24 protein-coding genes are annotated in these 14,500 nt (G+C 55.8%); 19 read left to right on the top strand and 5 right to left on the bottom strand.

What is annotated here, in order from left to right; translation table 11 throughout:
• Positions 1-125: 125 nt before the first annotated feature.
• Together ACFP6B_RS08620 and ACFP6B_RS08615 are read right to left on the bottom strand one after the other, a co-directional pair.
• Positions 126-539 carry an ImmA/IrrE family metallo-endopeptidase gene (locus tag ACFP6B_RS08620; protein WP_377129250.1) on the bottom strand — a complete coding sequence of 138 codons (414 nt, stop codon included), beginning with the start codon at positions 537-539 and terminating at the stop codon, positions 126-128.
• Positions 520-906 (bottom strand): helix-turn-helix domain-containing protein, encoded by a 387-nt coding sequence (locus ACFP6B_RS08615; RefSeq protein WP_377129248.1) that lies wholly within the window; start codon positions 904-906, stop codon positions 520-522. The genes ACFP6B_RS08620 and ACFP6B_RS08615 overlap by 20 nt, the downstream gene beginning before the upstream one ends.
• 95 nt (positions 907-1,001) lie before the next feature.
• Between ACFP6B_RS08615 and ACFP6B_RS08610 the strand changes: the two genes are divergently transcribed.
• Positions 1,002-1,232: a helix-turn-helix transcriptional regulator gene (locus tag ACFP6B_RS08610; RefSeq protein WP_377129246.1), complete on the top strand. Its 231-nt coding sequence runs from the start codon at positions 1,002-1,004 to the stop codon at positions 1,230-1,232.
• A 150-nt stretch (positions 1,233-1,382) separates the two neighbouring features.
• On the opposite strand, the gene ACFP6B_RS08605 is transcribed toward ACFP6B_RS08610, so the two are convergent.
• Positions 1,383-1,730: a hypothetical protein gene (locus ACFP6B_RS08605; RefSeq protein WP_377129244.1), complete on the bottom strand. Its 348-nt coding sequence runs from the start codon at positions 1,728-1,730 to the stop codon at positions 1,383-1,385.
• Between the two features lie 118 nt (positions 1,731-1,848).
• Here ACFP6B_RS08605 and ACFP6B_RS08600 point away from each other — a divergent pair, with 118 nt between their 5' ends.
• Complete coding sequence (locus ACFP6B_RS08600) at positions 1,849-2,013, top strand: DUF4083 family protein (RefSeq protein WP_377129242.1); 165 nt, start codon at positions 1,849-1,851, stop codon at positions 2,011-2,013.
• On the opposite strand, the gene ACFP6B_RS08595 is transcribed toward ACFP6B_RS08600, so the two are convergent.
• Entirely contained in the window at positions 2,010-2,396 is a 387-nt protein-coding gene (locus ACFP6B_RS08595) for a hypothetical protein (RefSeq protein ID WP_377129240.1), read from the bottom strand. The two genes, ACFP6B_RS08600 and ACFP6B_RS08595, sit on opposite strands and share 4 nt — an antisense overlap.
• 585 nt (positions 2,397-2,981) lie before the next feature.
• Here ACFP6B_RS08595 and ACFP6B_RS08590 point away from each other — a divergent pair.
• Both ACFP6B_RS08590 and ACFP6B_RS08585 read left to right on the top strand, forming a co-directional pair.
• Positions 2,982-3,239 carry a hypothetical protein gene (locus ACFP6B_RS08590; RefSeq protein WP_377129238.1) on the top strand — a complete coding sequence of 86 codons (258 nt, stop codon included), beginning with the start codon at positions 2,982-2,984 and terminating at the stop codon, positions 3,237-3,239.
• Positions 3,236-3,481: a hypothetical protein gene (locus ACFP6B_RS08585; protein WP_377129236.1), complete on the top strand. Its 246-nt coding sequence runs from the start codon at positions 3,236-3,238 to the stop codon at positions 3,479-3,481. Before ACFP6B_RS08590 ends, ACFP6B_RS08585 begins: the two co-directional genes overlap by 4 nt.
• Here the strand turns inward: ACFP6B_RS08585 and ACFP6B_RS08580 are convergent.
• On the bottom strand, positions 3,468-4,172 hold the full coding sequence (locus ACFP6B_RS08580; RefSeq protein WP_377129234.1) for a hypothetical protein: 705 nt from the start codon (positions 4,170-4,172) through the stop codon (positions 3,468-3,470). The genes ACFP6B_RS08585 and ACFP6B_RS08580 overlap by 14 nt on opposite strands.
• 81 nt (positions 4,173-4,253) lie before the next feature.
• Here ACFP6B_RS08580 and ACFP6B_RS08575 point away from each other — a divergent pair, with 81 nt between their 5' ends.
• The 15 genes from ACFP6B_RS08575 (at position 4,254) to ACFP6B_RS08505 (ending at position 14,488) form a co-directional block, all read left to right on the top strand.
• Positions 4,254-4,517, top strand: a complete 264-nt coding sequence (locus tag ACFP6B_RS08575; protein WP_377129232.1) for a hypothetical protein — start codon at positions 4,254-4,256, stop codon at positions 4,515-4,517.
• Complete coding sequence (locus ACFP6B_RS08570; RefSeq protein ID WP_237242527.1) at positions 4,514-4,690, top strand: hypothetical protein; 177 nt, start codon at positions 4,514-4,516, stop codon at positions 4,688-4,690. Before ACFP6B_RS08575 ends, ACFP6B_RS08570 begins: the two co-directional genes overlap by 4 nt.
• A complete protein-coding gene (locus tag ACFP6B_RS08565; RefSeq protein ID WP_377129230.1) occupies positions 4,680-5,009 on the top strand; it encodes a hypothetical protein in 330 nt (109 codons plus the stop codon). The genes ACFP6B_RS08570 and ACFP6B_RS08565 overlap by 11 nt, the downstream gene beginning before the upstream one ends.
• On the top strand, positions 4,979-5,179 hold the full coding sequence (locus tag ACFP6B_RS08560) for a hypothetical protein (RefSeq protein WP_377129228.1): 201 nt from the start codon (positions 4,979-4,981) through the stop codon (positions 5,177-5,179). The genes ACFP6B_RS08565 and ACFP6B_RS08560 overlap by 31 nt, the downstream gene beginning before the upstream one ends.
• A gap of 85 nt (positions 5,180-5,264) precedes the next feature.
• Entirely contained in the window at positions 5,265-6,686 is a 1,422-nt protein-coding gene (locus tag ACFP6B_RS08555) for a ParB/RepB/Spo0J family partition protein (RefSeq protein WP_377129226.1), read from the top strand.
• 83 nt (positions 6,687-6,769) lie between these two features.
• Complete coding sequence (locus ACFP6B_RS08550) at positions 6,770-7,342, top strand: hypothetical protein (protein WP_377129224.1); 573 nt, start codon at positions 6,770-6,772, stop codon at positions 7,340-7,342.
• Entirely contained in the window at positions 7,311-7,916 is a 606-nt protein-coding gene (locus ACFP6B_RS08545) for a thioredoxin domain-containing protein (RefSeq protein ID WP_377129222.1), read from the top strand. The genes ACFP6B_RS08550 and ACFP6B_RS08545 overlap by 32 nt, the downstream gene beginning before the upstream one ends.
• Before the next feature lie 10 nt (positions 7,917-7,926).
• Positions 7,927-8,580 (top strand): hypothetical protein, encoded by a 654-nt coding sequence (locus tag ACFP6B_RS08540; protein WP_377129220.1) that lies wholly within the window; start codon positions 7,927-7,929, stop codon positions 8,578-8,580.
• On the top strand, positions 8,567-8,764 hold the full coding sequence (locus ACFP6B_RS08535; protein WP_377129218.1) for a hypothetical protein: 198 nt from the start codon (positions 8,567-8,569) through the stop codon (positions 8,762-8,764). The genes ACFP6B_RS08540 and ACFP6B_RS08535 overlap by 14 nt, the downstream gene beginning before the upstream one ends.
• 143 nt (positions 8,765-8,907) lie before the next feature.
• Positions 8,908-10,065: an HNH endonuclease gene (locus ACFP6B_RS08530; RefSeq protein WP_377129216.1), complete on the top strand. Its 1,158-nt coding sequence runs from the start codon at positions 8,908-8,910 to the stop codon at positions 10,063-10,065.
• Positions 10,058-10,750, top strand: coding sequence for a hypothetical protein (locus ACFP6B_RS08525; RefSeq protein ID WP_377129214.1), 693 nt, complete (start codon positions 10,058-10,060; stop codon positions 10,748-10,750). The genes ACFP6B_RS08530 and ACFP6B_RS08525 overlap by 8 nt, the downstream gene beginning before the upstream one ends.
• 217 nt (positions 10,751-10,967) lie before the next feature.
• On the top strand, positions 10,968-11,267 hold the full coding sequence (locus tag ACFP6B_RS08520) for an HNH endonuclease (protein ID WP_377129212.1): 300 nt from the start codon (positions 10,968-10,970) through the stop codon (positions 11,265-11,267).
• A 197-nt stretch (positions 11,268-11,464) separates the two neighbouring features.
• Positions 11,465-11,812 (top strand): hypothetical protein, encoded by a 348-nt coding sequence (locus tag ACFP6B_RS08515; RefSeq protein WP_377129210.1) that lies wholly within the window; start codon positions 11,465-11,467, stop codon positions 11,810-11,812.
• On the top strand, positions 11,769-13,235 hold the full coding sequence (locus tag ACFP6B_RS08510; protein ID WP_377129208.1) for a terminase TerL endonuclease subunit: 1,467 nt from the start codon (positions 11,769-11,771) through the stop codon (positions 13,233-13,235). The genes ACFP6B_RS08515 and ACFP6B_RS08510 overlap by 44 nt, the downstream gene beginning before the upstream one ends.
• Entirely contained in the window at positions 13,232-14,488 is a 1,257-nt protein-coding gene (locus ACFP6B_RS08505) for a phage portal protein (protein WP_377129206.1), read from the top strand. The genes ACFP6B_RS08510 and ACFP6B_RS08505 overlap by 4 nt, the downstream gene beginning before the upstream one ends.
• Positions 14,489-14,500: the final 12 nt, after the last annotated feature.

Raw genomic sequence — 14,500 nt, 5'->3', positions numbered from 1 at the left:
ACCCCCAGGCATCGGGGCAACGTGATTAAACTTTACGATTAACCGCGCTCGCTTGTGGCACATTACGCGCAAAAGAAGCCCGCCACCTTTCCCAGTGACGGGTTCCTATCGTTCTCTCCACTTCCCTAGGCCACTTCATCTAGTTCGATAAGTTCGACTCCGTGCGCTCGTACCCAGGCGTTGAGGAGCCGGTTGGTAATGCCTAGATCGCGGGCGACTTTGGCGCCGTCGTCGGGGTACATGGTGGCTGCTTGGCGGAAGGCTGCCGGGTCGATGAGCAGTTCAGCTGCTTGCAGGTCTCGCTTTGCTTCGATGGACGGTGAGCTGAGCACGTGTAGGTAGGGTTCGTCTCCTGCTATGACGTGCATGAGGTCGTGGGTGATTGCGCAGCGCTCTTGTGTTTGGGATAGGCGGGTGTCGACGATGATTTTCGCCCCGTCCCAGTAGGCGTGGAGCCCGCCAGCGAGTTTGCGGTAGACGATGGGCACGCCGAGTTCTTCGGCCAGGGCGTAGGGGTCTTTAGTCGTCGATGTAATCAACACCCTTCTCCTCGTCTGATTCATAGGCGGCTAGAGTGTAGCCGTCGCGGGTGGCGGGGACCCATTCGCCGGCGGAGTTGTAGCGACCGGACGGACGCTGGGGTTCGGCTTGTTCTTGCTGGGCCAGGACGGCACGCACAGCATCATCAACCACTTGTGCCGGAGAAACTTCAAGCACCTGGCAAATAACGTCCAGCTCGTCAGTATCCATGGACTGCTCAGCAGTTCCTAGAATTCGACTTATTTTCGACTTGGAAATTCCTGCACTCTCAGCCAGTTGCTTCTGATTGAGTCCGCGCCGTCCCATCCAGCTGCGGATTTCTGCATTGACTGCCCTACTGAAGTCGGTTGGAAAGTTTTGATTCATACTGAAATAGTAAACCAAGAATTAAACAAAGTCCCGCATTACTTGACTCATTCCCATATATGGGATTACAGTAGAGGCAACGAAAGGAGATTGCCATGCTGGTAACCGAAACCACTGCCTCAAACGTAAGAGCAGAACTAGCTCGCAAGGATATGACCCAGAGCCAGGCTGCCCTAAAGCTGGGCATCTCTAAGCAAGCCATGTCTAGCAAGCTCAACAACAAGACTGCTTTTACCCTCCTGGAGCTTGGACAGCTCGCCCAAATCCTCGATGTTGACATCAGAGACTTCTTCCAGGTGAAACAAGCCGTTGCTGACGCAGCCTAATTTTTTACCCATAAATCCCATATTTGGGATTATCTCGCGCTCGCTGGCCCTGGTGTCGGCGTCCACCCCACCCGAAAGGAAAAGCTCATGCCCTGGCTCGCAACACAGAAAAGCCCGGCCGCTGGCACCAGCAACCGGGCCCACCCCCAACTAAGACAGCAAACGGCCTTGATCATCAAAGAAAAGGCAAAGCCCATTGTTGAGCGTATCAGTCAGCTTCTCACTGATTCTCAAATTCTCCGGAGCATCAGCCGCCACAGCCGAAACCTCCTGATGCACAACGCTAAAGGCAGTGGCTACTGGCAGAACATGATCCACCATGCGACCAACACTGATCTTCAAAAACTGACCCGGGTTCTTCATCGCATACATGGGCAAAAGAACAGCGATCTGACTAGCCACAAGGTAACTGGTCTTGATGCTCACCAAGCCGCCAGGGACATAGAAATCAATACGGCTCGTAGACGAACCTTGAAAATCACTTGATAACTCGGTCATTGACCTAAACCTCTTCCATACATACAGCTACAGCCCTTGTAGCCCACACCCAGTATCCCGTTAACCCGCCCGGCACGGAAAGACCCACCGCCGGCGTCCGCCCCGAAAGGAGAAGCCCATGCACTGGACCGCAACACAGAAAAGCCCGGCCACCGAAACCAGCAACCAGGCCATCGAGCAGAAACTCGACCGCATCATTGAGCTGCTTGAAGAAATCGCCTCACCTCATCAGCGAGTAGTCGAACAACTTCGGAACAGCCACAAGCGTCCCAAACGAAGTTAATCATCTCCTGAGGAAGCATCCTCTGCCCATTCTTTAGCGGCCTTCAAAACATCTTCAGATGGCTCGATAAAGTTACCAGTCTCATCAAGATTGATCTGGGAGTTGTAGAAAACTGTCACCTTCAAGAGCTCGAAGTATGAGTCAATAGTCCTTTTATCAAGGCCCTCTTCCCCAACTCTCTCACTCACAAAGGGTGTATCTAACCTCAGCATCATGCGCTTATCGGGAAAGACCAACTGAACGGCCTTCGAAGCCGAAAGAAACGAAGCGCTGTTTGCAGAAAGGACAAGCTCTTCATATGCCCTCACGAAGTTAATGTCGGTTTCGAACTCGAATGGTTCGCTCGGAAGAAAAAACTTCATTTTGGCTGTCTTAGTAGCCATAAAACCTCCTAGTTTCACGAGCTACAGCCCTTGTAGCTCATACCCAGTATCTCGTTAAACCGCCCGGCGCGGTAGCCCCGAACGCCACCGTCCGCCCCGAAAGGAGAACACACAATGAAAGACAGCGAACAGATTTTCAAGCTAGGAATGCTCGGCTCAAATCTCATGGAGCTGTGGCAAAAACACTCAGAGCTAAGCACTCCACCATTCACTCAAACCACCATCGAAACAGTAGAACGAGACCTACTTACTGAGATGAAGAAGACCGCTGCTGACGTTTTAGATTCTCTCGAACACGCCCCTCAAGAACCTCACCACGCTGATCACGCAACCCCTGAGCCAACGACTCCATCGCGCTCGCTAGATACCGCTCGCTCTCAGTCTTCGCATTCACCTTAGCCTGAATGGCCTGTCCCAAGGCGTTATTGAAATTTCGATAAACCTTATCCTGCACAAAAAGGCTATGCACTAGCCAACTCCTAACTATTTGAAGACTCCGTACCAGAATCGCTTAATTATCCAATCAAACCCACCAGCTGCGGAAGCCCTAGGCCGTGGTGCATCCGTATCGGAAAGGAGAACCCGATGAGCAACCCACTCTGGGAACTCGAAGATCTCAACCCAGCTGAGCAAACCCGCAAAGCAGTCAAGCTCATCGAGCAGCGACTAGCCGAAGCCGAAGAGCTCTACGCGAAGCTACCTGCCAGCATTGAGCAACTGAAAGCCGAACTCGCCAGATGGCAAGCCCTCCACCAAGCTCTTGATGAAGCCTATATCGAATTCGGTTTCACCCCCTCTCAGCCACCGACAGATAACCAGTGCCAAACAGAAGGAAAACCGTGACCCGATACCCCAAAAAATCACAGCTCATCAATCAGATGAGCACCATCGAACTCGCCGCTTTCAGAGAGCTCTTAGAGTCTCCTATCGCTGGACATATCTACCAGGCAAACGACTCAACAACCTTCAGAACCCCTGTCAAAAAGCTCATCACCATCGTTCTCAGCACCACAGCATCACGACTACTCGTCGAAGCCGGTCAAGAGCTGAGAGAACGAGCAGCCAGGGCGGCTAAGACCCCATAATCTGCCCCGCTGCCCCTCCAGCAGTCAGGGCTAGCGTCCAGACACTACCGCCGGCAGCACCCAAAAAACCAGAAATGAAATGACTAGCAGCCTTCTCAGCCCATTCTTTCCAGCCACTAGCTTTCTCCGAGTTCTGAGCCTGGAAAGCAGCAAGCCCCAAAGCCATAGCAAGCTCACTCAAAGCCCGCTCCTGCTCAAAGACAGAAGCCCCAGAATCAACAGAAAGTACCTTATAAGCATGATGAAGAATCGTTTTCACATACCGCTTCACATCATCATTCAAGCCGGGGTCGGTATCTACTTCCTCAATCAAGCGAGGAAGCTCATCCAACAAAGCCTGCAAGGAACTAGCAACAGGCTTTCCAACCTGGTTTACCGGGTGATACCGGAAGTCGTATAAGAGACCGATATCAGTCTTGCTTACATAGCTTGAGTTTGTAGCTCCATTCCAATCACCTGGTGCAAAAATCCAACTCCAATATTTAGGAATGGCCTCACGCAACGGGTGATCCGTAGGGAAAGAATCTGAGAACTCAATAAAGTTCTCAATCTCAGTGAGGTACAAAGTCGCCTGCTGAGTCTCCCGAAACTTATTTTCCCTGATTTGAGTCCTGCTGCTGTTCGGGTAATTTCCGCTCTCCCACCAGCTCATAAACAACTCATACAAGAGCTCAGCAGAATTCTTCGTCAAGACAACCTCCATCAATACTTCAACAGTTAACCAGTATCTCGTTAACCCGCCCAGCAAGCCAGACAATGAGAGGAAACCGCAATGGCACATCCACTCCCCCAGCTCGAGAACCGCGACGACGTCGTCCTGGTCGACCGTCTCTACAAGCTCGAAGACGCAGCCGAGCTCCTCGGCTACGACTCCGCCAACTACTTACGCGCCAAAATCGCCGCCGGCGACATCGCCTACGTCGATCTAAACCCCGGAGGTACCCGCCCCGTCTACCGGCTCCGCGCAAGCCAAATCAACCATCTCGTCGAATCCTTAACCTTCGACCCAACCCCCAAGCTCAGGAGCGTCGCGTGAAGCGCAAGTACATCACCGAGTACGCCTGCCAGCTCTGCGACTGGCATATCTCGCGGGTCTCCACCAGCGAACTAGGGCTCATGGCAGACGAAGAAGAGCTCGAGTTACTAGCCAATGAGCATATGACCACCGTTCACCCTCTAAAACCACAGAAGGACCCTCATGACTCGTAAAACCAAGCTGATCCGGGCAGAATGCCTCGGCATCCGCGACGTCCGCCCCTTCGCACCAAAACCGGTTATCTCCGCCGCCTTCAGCTACGGCGAATACAAAGCCGAAGAGCGCACCCGCGAGGTGCGAGACCACGCCCTCAAGGCCGCCCTACGCGAGGCACTGGGTACCGGCCCTGACCCCATTGACGTCGACGAGACCAGCCGCAAGGTGCGTCTACTCACCGCCGACGGCCCCGTGCATATCGCCACCTACACCACCGAAAAAATCATTCTTCACAGGAGCTCAGAATGCGAACCGCCCACAGCCGGCCTCTTCTAGCCACCGTCCTGCTGATCCTGGGCCTGCTGCTGCTCATCGCACATATTGCAGATGGTGGGCCCTTTAACGCCCAGCCTCTCACCGGGTGCGCCCTAGCCGTCTACGGCGCAGTGTGGCTGATGCAGCTCTGGCAGGAAGCCGCGGACACAAAAGCAGGCGCAACCCCCTAGCCCATGCCAGCGCTGCCGAAAAACCTGCACAAAAGTTTCCCACGAAGTTTCCACCCGCCCTAAGCCCATCGAAAGAACGCACACCATGACCATGATCCTCAAAACCCTGCAAACCTCCCAATGCTTCAATAACCCCAACAACATGCGAGCCTCCCTCGGCGCCCCCGAAGAACTCGACAAACTGGCTGCAAACATTCGCATCCGCGGAATCATCCAACCGCTGGTCGTCACAGACCACCCCACCCGCAACGGTGACTACATCCTGATAGCAGGGCACCGCCGCCTCGCAGCAGCCAAAAAAGCAGGCCTCACCGAAGTCCCTGCAATCTACACGGACCAGTACGCAACCGACGGCGACCAGCTAGCTGCAATCTACGCGGAAAACGTCCACCGAGAATCAGTCACGGCCGTCGAAGAGGCCCGCCACATCCAGAAAATGCTAGATCTGCCCGGCTACACCGACGAAAAGGCCTCAGTGGAGCTGTCCCGCTCAGTCTCCACCATCCGCAGGCGTCGCCAGCTGCTGAAAGCTGACCAGAAAGTCCTGGACGCTATTGCCAACAAAACCATTGACCTCTTCAAGGGTGAAGAAATCTCCAAGTACACAGACGAGCCCGACCTTGCCGAAAAACTCACCACCGCGGCCGAAAGCGGCGACGATTGGCGCTGGAAGAGCGCCGTAGCAAACGCTGAGGCCACCCTGAATTGGCGCCAATCAGTCGACAAAGTCTACGATCACCTCACTAAGCTGGGCTACAGCTTCCTTGAGGCGGCGCAAACTACAGACGGCACCTACCGGTTCAAGCACCCTGCCGAGCTGCCAAGCCTCTCAAACCACCCCACCGAGCTACTAGCCCTCACCAGCCGCTGTATTCCAGCCGACATCCTCAAGGAGCACGGCAAGGACGGCCTGCGCCCCTATCTCAACCACAACTCCCAGCGCGTGGACTGGTTCGTCCCGGCCCCCTCAAAAAACAGCGAAAAACCGGAACCTACCCCCGAAGAGCTGGCCGAGCAGGAAGCCCGCGAAAAGGTCAATCTTGCGCTCCGAGTTGAGCACCCAAGATTCAAGGAACACCTGGAAACCTTGGCCGGTCAGCCGAGCAAGCTCAAAGGCACCGCGCACGGCGCGTTGGTGGAGGTCATCTGTGACTTCGGGTACGAGCTACCCGACATGCTCACTCTGCTGAACATTGAATTCGACCCCAACGAGCCAAATAAGGGCGAAGCCTACCGGGACGCTATCACCTCTAAGAGCCTTGACCAGCTGGCCTACGCACTCTTCATGGTCAATGTAATTGGCATCGGCAATCAGGGCACCAACGACCTCTACACCCTAAATAGACACAACCCCAGCGGACTCGGACGCTACACCAACCGCAAGCTAAACGCACTCGAAACCATCTACGGAATCGAGCCATCCGATGCAATCAAGCAAGCCCGAGCCTACTGGGAACCGGCCCTGCCAGGCACCGACACGACCACACGAAATGAGGTGAACTTCTAATGCTTGACTACGTCTACGGAGCCACCACAAGGAAACAAACAACTAGTGGATCTACCTACAAAATCCCCGCCCGGATAAACGCCATGCTCCGAGCCCGCGACGCAAAAATCGCTGAGCTCACCGCCCTCAACGACAAACTCTCCGACGCCCTCACCGCAGCCGAAACCGAGTTCGAACAAAAAACAAACGAACTACAGGGACTCACCGAAAGCTACGACACCCTCACCGGCATCAACGAAGGCCTCAACCAAGCCCTCATCAAAATGACCGAAAGAGCCGAAACCGCCGAAGCCGAAGCCCGAGCCCTCAAAGTCGAAGCCGAAAAAACAAACCTCACTGATGTGCTCACCGAGGAACTCGAAGCCGAACGAGCCAAGAACAGCAAACTCCTAGCCAAAATCACCGAGCTTCAAAGCAACCTCCGCCGATCCCGCCGCCGCACCGAAGAAGCCCGCGAACAGCTTGAAACCGCCATCGCCACTGCCCACCGCACCCACGAAGGCGCCGCCATTACCCTATCTGCCAACGGCGTCGAACTCCACGGCGCCTACAAGACAGCCCCCATCGACGACATCATGAACACCCTCAACCTCGCCTTCCAAACCTTCGTAAGAGGAGCAAACCGTGCTGACATCACAGCTACATCTGATCGCTGAAAGCATCGCCTTCATCATGCTCCTGGCCGCGCTCGCTGGCGTCCTCTTCATTGCGGCGGCCACTGCCTTGAACCCGGCACAGCCTCTTGGCCCCACCGGGCATGCCTACACAGCGACGTTCTTCACGGCTCCTAACGATAGACCCCATAGACCCAGTATCTGGTCGACTGGCCCGCCGGGGCTCAGCCTCGACCAAGTCCTCGCCCACGCTCACCGCAACCGAAAGGAAACCATGCCGGACCCCATCAAGACCATCACCCTGTACGCCAAACGAACCGGCTGCATGCCCTGTAACTTCACTAAACGAAAGCTACAGGAAGTCGGTCTTATCACCGAGAACAGCGCCGGTCAGCTGGTCTCAGCTGTTGAGGGCGTTGAGTTCAAGCTCTACTACCTCGATGACCCGGGCAACGAAGAACTCGTTGACACCCTCAAGAGCGAAGGGCGCAGCTCGGTGCCCTACATCCAGCTCAACTTCCCCCTCACCCCGGAGGACAGCCACCCAATCGACGAGTGGACCGGATTCATCCCCTCCCATATCGGTGCCCTCGCTAACCAGCTCATCACCGCCTGAAAGGACGATCATGACTCGCAAGCCATTTTGTTGCAGCTACAACGGCACTGAAATCACCGTTCCCCTGACCACCGAAGAAGCACGGGCTCTCTTCGCCCAAATCCTCTCGCACCAGGCAGAACTACCTGAACCATCAGCAGCACCCCAGCAGGCGCCCCAGCCTCCAGCGTCAAAGCTCCCTGCGCCGTCCGTTCCTGCTACACCGGATCTCTTCACCACCGACGATGAAGAGCCTGAACTGCACCACACCGCACCCACCATCTCCTGGGCCGACTACGTCACCAAAGCCATCGGCGTCATCCGTGACTTTTACGGAGACGGAACCGAGTTCGAAATCGCTGACGTCACCAAGCGAATCCCCTTCAAACCCGAAGGAACCTCCCGCCCCGGCCGCCGTCTCAAGTCCAACGCCACCTTCAACGAGTTCTGCGAATACCTCGGAACCCCCCAAGAGCCGCACCCACCACTACTGGCGCGTCCGCCCCGACAAAACCCACCTACTGAAAGTACAAGCATGATCCCCTCCACCACCGAAACCACATACCCCACTGCCCTCTACACCCTCGACAACCAACCACAACACACCCCCAGCCCCGCAGAAGCCGAATGGGCCCGCTGGGGCTACGACTTCGCCAAGAAGGAGACCACCCGTGAAGCGGCCTGACATCATCTGGTCCGAAATCGCCCACGCCGTCGCCGACGTCGAAATCGACGAGACCACCCACCCCCACCTCACTGAGGAAGAGCGTGAAGACTGCATGCACCACATCAAGCGCCTCATCTTCCAATGGCACTGTGTAGCCGGAGCCTTCACCGACATCCTCGAACAGCAGCAGGGGACGAAATGACTCCCTATCAGCTAAAGCGCCCGCCCCTCCACGGGCAAGCCCTCGATAAACCTACCCGCCACAATCGATAACAACACCAACAACAAGGAGCCTTGCATGCCTCATCGCTTTGATGCAGTTGCTTCCCACCCTGGGGGTCAAGCATGAGCTGGCTCAAAGTATCCGACGCCTTCGCCATGCACCCACTCCTGCTGCAGGTGCTCGAATACCCCGAAGCCGACGACCGCATACTCAACGAGTTCGCAGGATTCATCACCCGCTGCGGCACCAGCGCAGCAGCCTACGAAACCGACTACATCATCACCAAAGGCATGGTCCAGACCCTCGCAGGCTCCTTCGCCCGCAACAAAGTACTCTGCGACCTAGCCCTAAATATAGGGGTCTTCACCGCAATGAAAGACCCCAAAGGCCGAATCGTCTACAAACTCATCGAAGACGAAGACCTAGTCCACATGATCGAAAAAGCCGAAAGACTCTGGAGGAACCGCCGCCAACAAGACAACCGCAACCCCAAACTCACCGTACCCGTCCGCAAACGAGACGGCGACGAATGCCGCTGGTGCGGGCAAATCGTCAACTGGAACAACGACCGCAAAAGCGGTCGCGCAGGCACCTACGACCACCTCAACCCTGGCCAGGGCTCCGCAACACCGGAAGAAATGGTCGTCTGCTGCAAAACCTGCAACAGCTCCAGACGAGACGATGCCCCCAGCTGGGATAAAACGTTGAGACCAGCCCCTGAGACTCCGTACTACTCCAAAGCAACCGTCACCTTCCTCGCCAAATACAACGTCAACGTCACCCCCAGCGACTCCCTCCCCATCGAGGTAGCAGGCGCAGAACCAACCATCTCACTCACCCCCGTCGAGCCAGCCACCGCGGTAGAGACGACCCAGGTAGAGCCCACCACCGTAGAGCCTGAAACACCGGCTCCAGTGGCGCAGACACCCAGGGCCACGACTCCCCACCAGGCGCAGGCACCGGAGACAGAGACCTACGAGGTAGACCTTGACAACCTCGAACAATCCATAGCCGACGCCCCTGACTGGGTACAAGCAGAATGGCACAAAACAGAATCAGGCAGAACCCGGCAGATATCCACGGTGACAAACCTGGATTTGTCGGGACGGGACGGGACGGGAAGTAGAAATACTAACCACAAGAGAACCCAAGAGACCTCAGACACTGGCACCCCTGTACCCAACCCCAGAAAGAGAAGAAGGCGCAGAAGGAGAAGGAAAGCAGTGAAACCTGAAACTAACCAAGGAACTAGCTCACGAAAGGAAAGCACCGATGCCTGAGCATACAGACTCCCCCGAGTGCGGCTGCTGGGGATGCATCGAAGAAAACAACCTGCGCTCGCGGGCTGCCAGCACCCTTGGCTTATTGGGAAAAGAACGGCGTCGAGCTGACCTGGTTGAGATCGGGCAGCAGGTTCCTGCAGAGTACAGTCTCATCGACCAGTTGCAGCAGTGCCTGACGAACTCATCCGGTGGCACCAATGTTGGGCGCGGACGTCCTGGGCTGCCCTTTGACGTCACCGCCTCAGAGATGTGGACTGCTCTCTGGCTGGACTTACGCGCCGACGCCCTAGACTGTAACCTCTTCGGCGAGCCAGATACTCCCCAACGCCATGCCCGGGCGCTACTCGAAGCTATCAACGACTTGCCCACTGAGTGGCTCCAACAGCGCGTCCAGGTTTGGGAGTCCTGGTGTACCTCAATCCAAGCCCATGTACACCCCACACGAAAGACTCCCATCGAGGGGCACTGCCCCAACCCTGAGTGCCATCAGACTCAATGGGCCTCCTACGATGAGGACGGCGACCGCACCACCGACACAGCGCTGACCCTCACCTGGGATAGCGACCGGGTCTCAGGCATGATGTGCCGCTGTTGCTTCTCCACCTGGGATAGAAGCGACCTGCTCAGCCTGGCTCATGAGCTCAACGAAAATCTTGGGCAGGTTCTTGCGGGCCGAGGCTAGCGCCTGTTAAAGTTATCAGTGCATCGGTTTACTGTATCCAAAACCAGTAAGCAACTTCGAGAGCCTTCACCCATCGGTGAGGGCTCTCGTTGTTTAACCGGTGCTACTTGGAGGGCACCGTGTTGGGGTGCTGAATATGTTGTCGGTTCATATGAGCGGGGCTTCCGTGGCACTACCCTTTACCCATTGGGTAGTGCCACGAAAGCTTTTCTGAACGGTGGTGTCCTTGGGAAAGAAAACACGCTACAACAACCATGCTTACCGCAAACGCAATGCAGCACTAAAAGCCCACGTTGGCCGAACTAATGAGCCTTGCTGGTTGTGCGGCCAACCGATAGACCTAATGCTTCCCTATACGCACCCCATGAGCTTTACTGCTGACCATGTGGAGGCTATCGCCAATGGTGGGAAGCTACTGAGCGAACTGCGACCTGCGCATCGACGCTGTAACTCATCCCGTGGCAGAAAGCGAGTCGATGAACTCATCTCGAGACCGAAAACCACCCGGACTTGGTGAAATACCCCGGGGAGTGCCCCTCCCCCCTAGGGGCCTGACCCCCTTCGGGTATAGTCGTATCCCCCCAGGGGCGGTCTATATGATTCCCAGTTACTAAATGGGGTGCTGACATGGGTAGACGCTTGGCTGAGTGCGGCACTTGGTCGGCCTACAAGCGCCACAAAAGACGCGGCGAGGAGGCTTGTGAGCCATGCAGGATGGCCGCACTTGAGCAGTCTCGAAAGCAAAGAGAAAAACTAGCAAATATCAAGTTACAGGGCTATGACGGCGAGACTGTTTCGGTGTCGCAGATCGTTGCATATGGGAATTCCCTGACTGTAGATGTGCCTGCTATTGAAGACCCTCTAGCCTCTGCCCGCTGGCGGCTTCATCGTATTCGTGCGGCTTTGCTTCTTGCGGGTCCGCGTGATGTAGCTGCGCTCGCTAAGGCTGAGCAGGATTGTATTGATGAGCTGGCCAAACTTGTGGCAAAGAGCCAGCCGGCTAAGAGGAGTGCTTTGGATGAGCTTGCAGCTAAACGGGCTAATAGGGTCGCCGCGTCCTAGGATTGACCTCACTCCCCTATTCCATACTTCAGCGGGTGATGACGCGGTTGATTTGGCGGCTGTGGCGGGGCTGTACCTTGATGATTGGCAGGAGCATGTCCTGCGTGGTTCGCTTGGAGAGACTAAAGATGGGCGGTGGCAGGCTTTTGAGGTTGGGCTTCTGGTTCCCCGGCAGAATGGCAAGGGGTCGGTGCTTGAGGCTCGTGAGCTGGCGGGGATGTTTCTCTTCGGTGAGAAGATGATTATTCATACGGCCCATCTTTTCAGTACGGCTAAAGAGCATCAGATGCGCTTGGAGTCTTTGATTCGTAAGTCTGAGCTAGTGGAGCACATCAAGGGGTACGATGGTGACCCGGAGGCCCCTATGTCTGGTATCCGTACTGGCAATCAGGACCTTTCTTTTGTGCATCACAATGGCAGCCGCATTAAGTTTTTGGCCCGTTCTGGTGGTAACTCCGGGCGTGGTTTTACTGGAGACCTTGTGGTGCTTGATGAGGCCTATAACCTGCCTGACGCGGTTCTTGCGGCCATGATGCCTACTATGGCGGCGAAGTCCCTGACGGGGTCGCCGCAGATTTGGTACACCTCATCGGCTGGTATGGCTGATTCGGACGTTTTGCGGCGTGTACGTGAGCGCGGGATGAACCCCTCAGAGGATGATACGAGGCTTGCTTTCTATGAGTGGTCTGCTGCTGAGGATGATGATCCGGCGGATCCTGCTTCTTGGGCTAAGGCTAATCCTGCCTTGGGTATTCGTATTGCGGGTGAGTTCATTGATAATGAGCGCCGCAGTATGGACCCGGAGACTTTCGGGCGTGAGCGCCTGGGTATTTGGGCAAAGATTGGTGGTTCATCTGCTATCCCGCCCCAGATGTGGGATGACTGCCTGGATGAAGATTCTGAGCCAGCAGCTGAGGTTGCTTTCGGCGTTGATGTATCACCTTTGCGTGATGTAGCGACGATTGCAGCAGCTTCTGTATTGGAAGACGGGCGGGTGTATGTCGAGATTATTGATCGCCGGGCTGGTACAGCCTGGGTTGCCGACCGTATTGAAGAGCTGCAGAAGCGGTGGAAGCCTACCGCGATTGTGTTTGACGCAGCTTCCCAGACCGCCCCAGTCGTCGCGGAGAAGCCGCGGTTGAAACGCTTTCTGACGGGCCTTGACGCTAGAACCTATGCCCAGTCTTGTGGTGACTTCTTTGACGCAATTACTCAATCCAAGATTGTCCATACGGGGCAAGAAGAACTAGATGAGGCTGTGGAGGCTTGCCGCCGCTCAAAGGGTGGGCAAGATCTTTGGCGCTGGTCTAAGCACGATAGCACCAAAGATATTACGCCCCTGGTAGCTGCAACCTTGGCCCATCACGGTGCCATGAACGCTGAAAGAACCAAGTCAAGTAGAAAGTGGGTGGTCTACCGATGAGCCATGAATCCATGCTTGAGTTAATCAAGACCCCCCATAAGTTCGATATCTACGAGAACTACTATGCGGGTGAAGTGAACCTACAGCAGCTAGGTATCTCTTTGCCGCCGGAAGCTCGTGTTCTTGAAATGTCAGTTATGTGGCCCAAGCTGGCCATCGACGTCCTGGTTGAGTCTCTGGTCCTTGAAGGTTTCACTGTTGGGTCAGGGGCTGCACCTGATGAGATTCGCCGTATCTTCCAAGCCAACAACTTTGATACTAAATGGCCCCTGGCCATGACAGAGGCGCTGGTACAACGACGCTCGTACGTGGTGGTAGGTGGCACTACAAATGACCCACAGCCACTAATCACGGTTCATTCCCCCAAAGGGTTCGCTGTGCGCCGAGACCACTTTGGTCGAATTGTAGAAGCCCTGCGTAGGTATAAAAGCGGCACTGATGAATACACCGCGCACTACCTACCCGGACAAACTACCTGGCGCAAGCTCATCAACGGTAAGTGGGCTGTACTCGATTCCCAACAGACAGGGCTGACCCGCGTCCCTATTGTTGAGCTTACTAACCGCGTTCGGGCTGGTGGCGATGGGTACTCGGAACTTGAAGCTATAGCCGATATCTGCGATGCAGCCTCACGCTCCCTCATCAACTTGCAGGTAGCTCAGGAATTGCTCTCGATGCCTCTGCGCTACCTCTTCGGAGATGGCGCTGACGAAGAGAAGATAGACCAATTCGGTAACGCGGTTTCTAAGCTTGATGTGTACTGGGGGCACCTCATCACCGGCCCCGCGGGCTCTTCCGCTGGTTCCCTTGATGGGGCAAGCTTGGAGCCGATTATCTCTGCCTTCAAACTTTACGCGCAGCAGGTTTCAGCCATGACCGGTATTCCTCCGTTCATGCTGGGAATTACGGCTGATTCAAACCCAACGAGTGCTGAGGCTATGCAGGTAGCTAAGGACCGGCTGGTGACCCGTGCTATGCAGAAGCAGAACCTTTTTGGGGACGCCGCTGAGGATATCGCTCGTCTCTGTCTGGAAGCCGCAGGGCACGGCACAGAGGGGCTTGAGACCCTTGAAGCGCGGTGGCGTGACCCGTCCGTTGCGTCTCCTGCGGCTCGTAACGCTCAGATACTGCAAGCTCAGGCACAAGGGATTATCACCAAGGAAACTGCCCGTGAGTTCTTGGGCCTATCCCCCGAACAGCTTGCACGAGAGAACATCTACGACACCAACTCTAGAGCTGTTCTCGGACAATAGCCCCAGTAGGGA

It is taken from the genome of Rothia nasimurium (assembly GCF_042660305.1).
Classification (GTDB): domain Bacteria; phylum Actinomycetota; class Actinomycetes; order Actinomycetales; family Micrococcaceae; genus Rothia; species Rothia nasimurium.
The sequence above is the reverse complement of the archived record's forward strand: the minus strand, read 5'-3'. Positions and strand labels throughout refer to the sequence as shown.

What these genes read in the sequence shown, in the direction of transcription:
- ACFP6B_RS08615 (WP_377129248.1), bottom strand. Translation starts at nt 906, where the DNA reads ATGAATCAAAACTTTCCAACCGACTTCAGTAGGGCAGTCAATGCAGAA.
- ACFP6B_RS08610 (WP_377129246.1), top strand. Translation starts at nt 1,002, where the DNA reads ATGCTGGTAACCGAAACCACTGCCTCAAACGTAAGAGCAGAACTAGCT.
- ACFP6B_RS08605 (WP_377129244.1), bottom strand. Translation starts at nt 1,730, where the DNA reads ATGACCGAGTTATCAAGTGATTTTCAAGGTTCGTCTACGAGCCGTATT.
- ACFP6B_RS08600 (WP_377129242.1), top strand. Translation starts at nt 1,849, where the DNA reads ATGCACTGGACCGCAACACAGAAAAGCCCGGCCACCGAAACCAGCAAC.
- ACFP6B_RS08595 (WP_377129240.1), bottom strand. Translation starts at nt 2,396, where the DNA reads ATGGCTACTAAGACAGCCAAAATGAAGTTTTTTCTTCCGAGCGAACCA.
- ACFP6B_RS08590 (WP_377129238.1), top strand. Translation starts at nt 2,982, where the DNA reads ATGAGCAACCCACTCTGGGAACTCGAAGATCTCAACCCAGCTGAGCAA.
- ACFP6B_RS08575 (WP_377129232.1), top strand. Translation starts at nt 4,254, where the DNA reads ATGGCACATCCACTCCCCCAGCTCGAGAACCGCGACGACGTCGTCCTG.
- ACFP6B_RS08565 (WP_377129230.1), top strand. Translation starts at nt 4,680, where the DNA reads ATGACTCGTAAAACCAAGCTGATCCGGGCAGAATGCCTCGGCATCCGC.
- ACFP6B_RS08560 (WP_377129228.1), top strand. Translation starts at nt 4,979, where the DNA reads ATGCGAACCGCCCACAGCCGGCCTCTTCTAGCCACCGTCCTGCTGATC.
- ACFP6B_RS08555 (WP_377129226.1), top strand. Translation starts at nt 5,265, where the DNA reads ATGACCATGATCCTCAAAACCCTGCAAACCTCCCAATGCTTCAATAAC.
- ACFP6B_RS08550 (WP_377129224.1), top strand. Translation starts at nt 6,770, where the DNA reads ATGCTCCGAGCCCGCGACGCAAAAATCGCTGAGCTCACCGCCCTCAAC.
- ACFP6B_RS08540 (WP_377129220.1), top strand. Translation starts at nt 7,927, where the DNA reads ATGACTCGCAAGCCATTTTGTTGCAGCTACAACGGCACTGAAATCACC.
- ACFP6B_RS08530 (WP_377129216.1), top strand. Translation starts at nt 8,908, where the DNA reads ATGAGCTGGCTCAAAGTATCCGACGCCTTCGCCATGCACCCACTCCTG.
- ACFP6B_RS08525 (WP_377129214.1), top strand. Translation starts at nt 10,058, where the DNA reads ATGCCTGAGCATACAGACTCCCCCGAGTGCGGCTGCTGGGGATGCATC.
- ACFP6B_RS08515 (WP_377129210.1), top strand. Translation starts at nt 11,465, where the DNA reads ATGGCCGCACTTGAGCAGTCTCGAAAGCAAAGAGAAAAACTAGCAAAT.
- ACFP6B_RS08510 (WP_377129208.1), top strand. Translation starts at nt 11,769, where the DNA reads ATGAGCTTGCAGCTAAACGGGCTAATAGGGTCGCCGCGTCCTAGGATT.
- ACFP6B_RS08505 (WP_377129206.1), top strand. Translation starts at nt 13,232, where the DNA reads ATGAGCCATGAATCCATGCTTGAGTTAATCAAGACCCCCCATAAGTTC.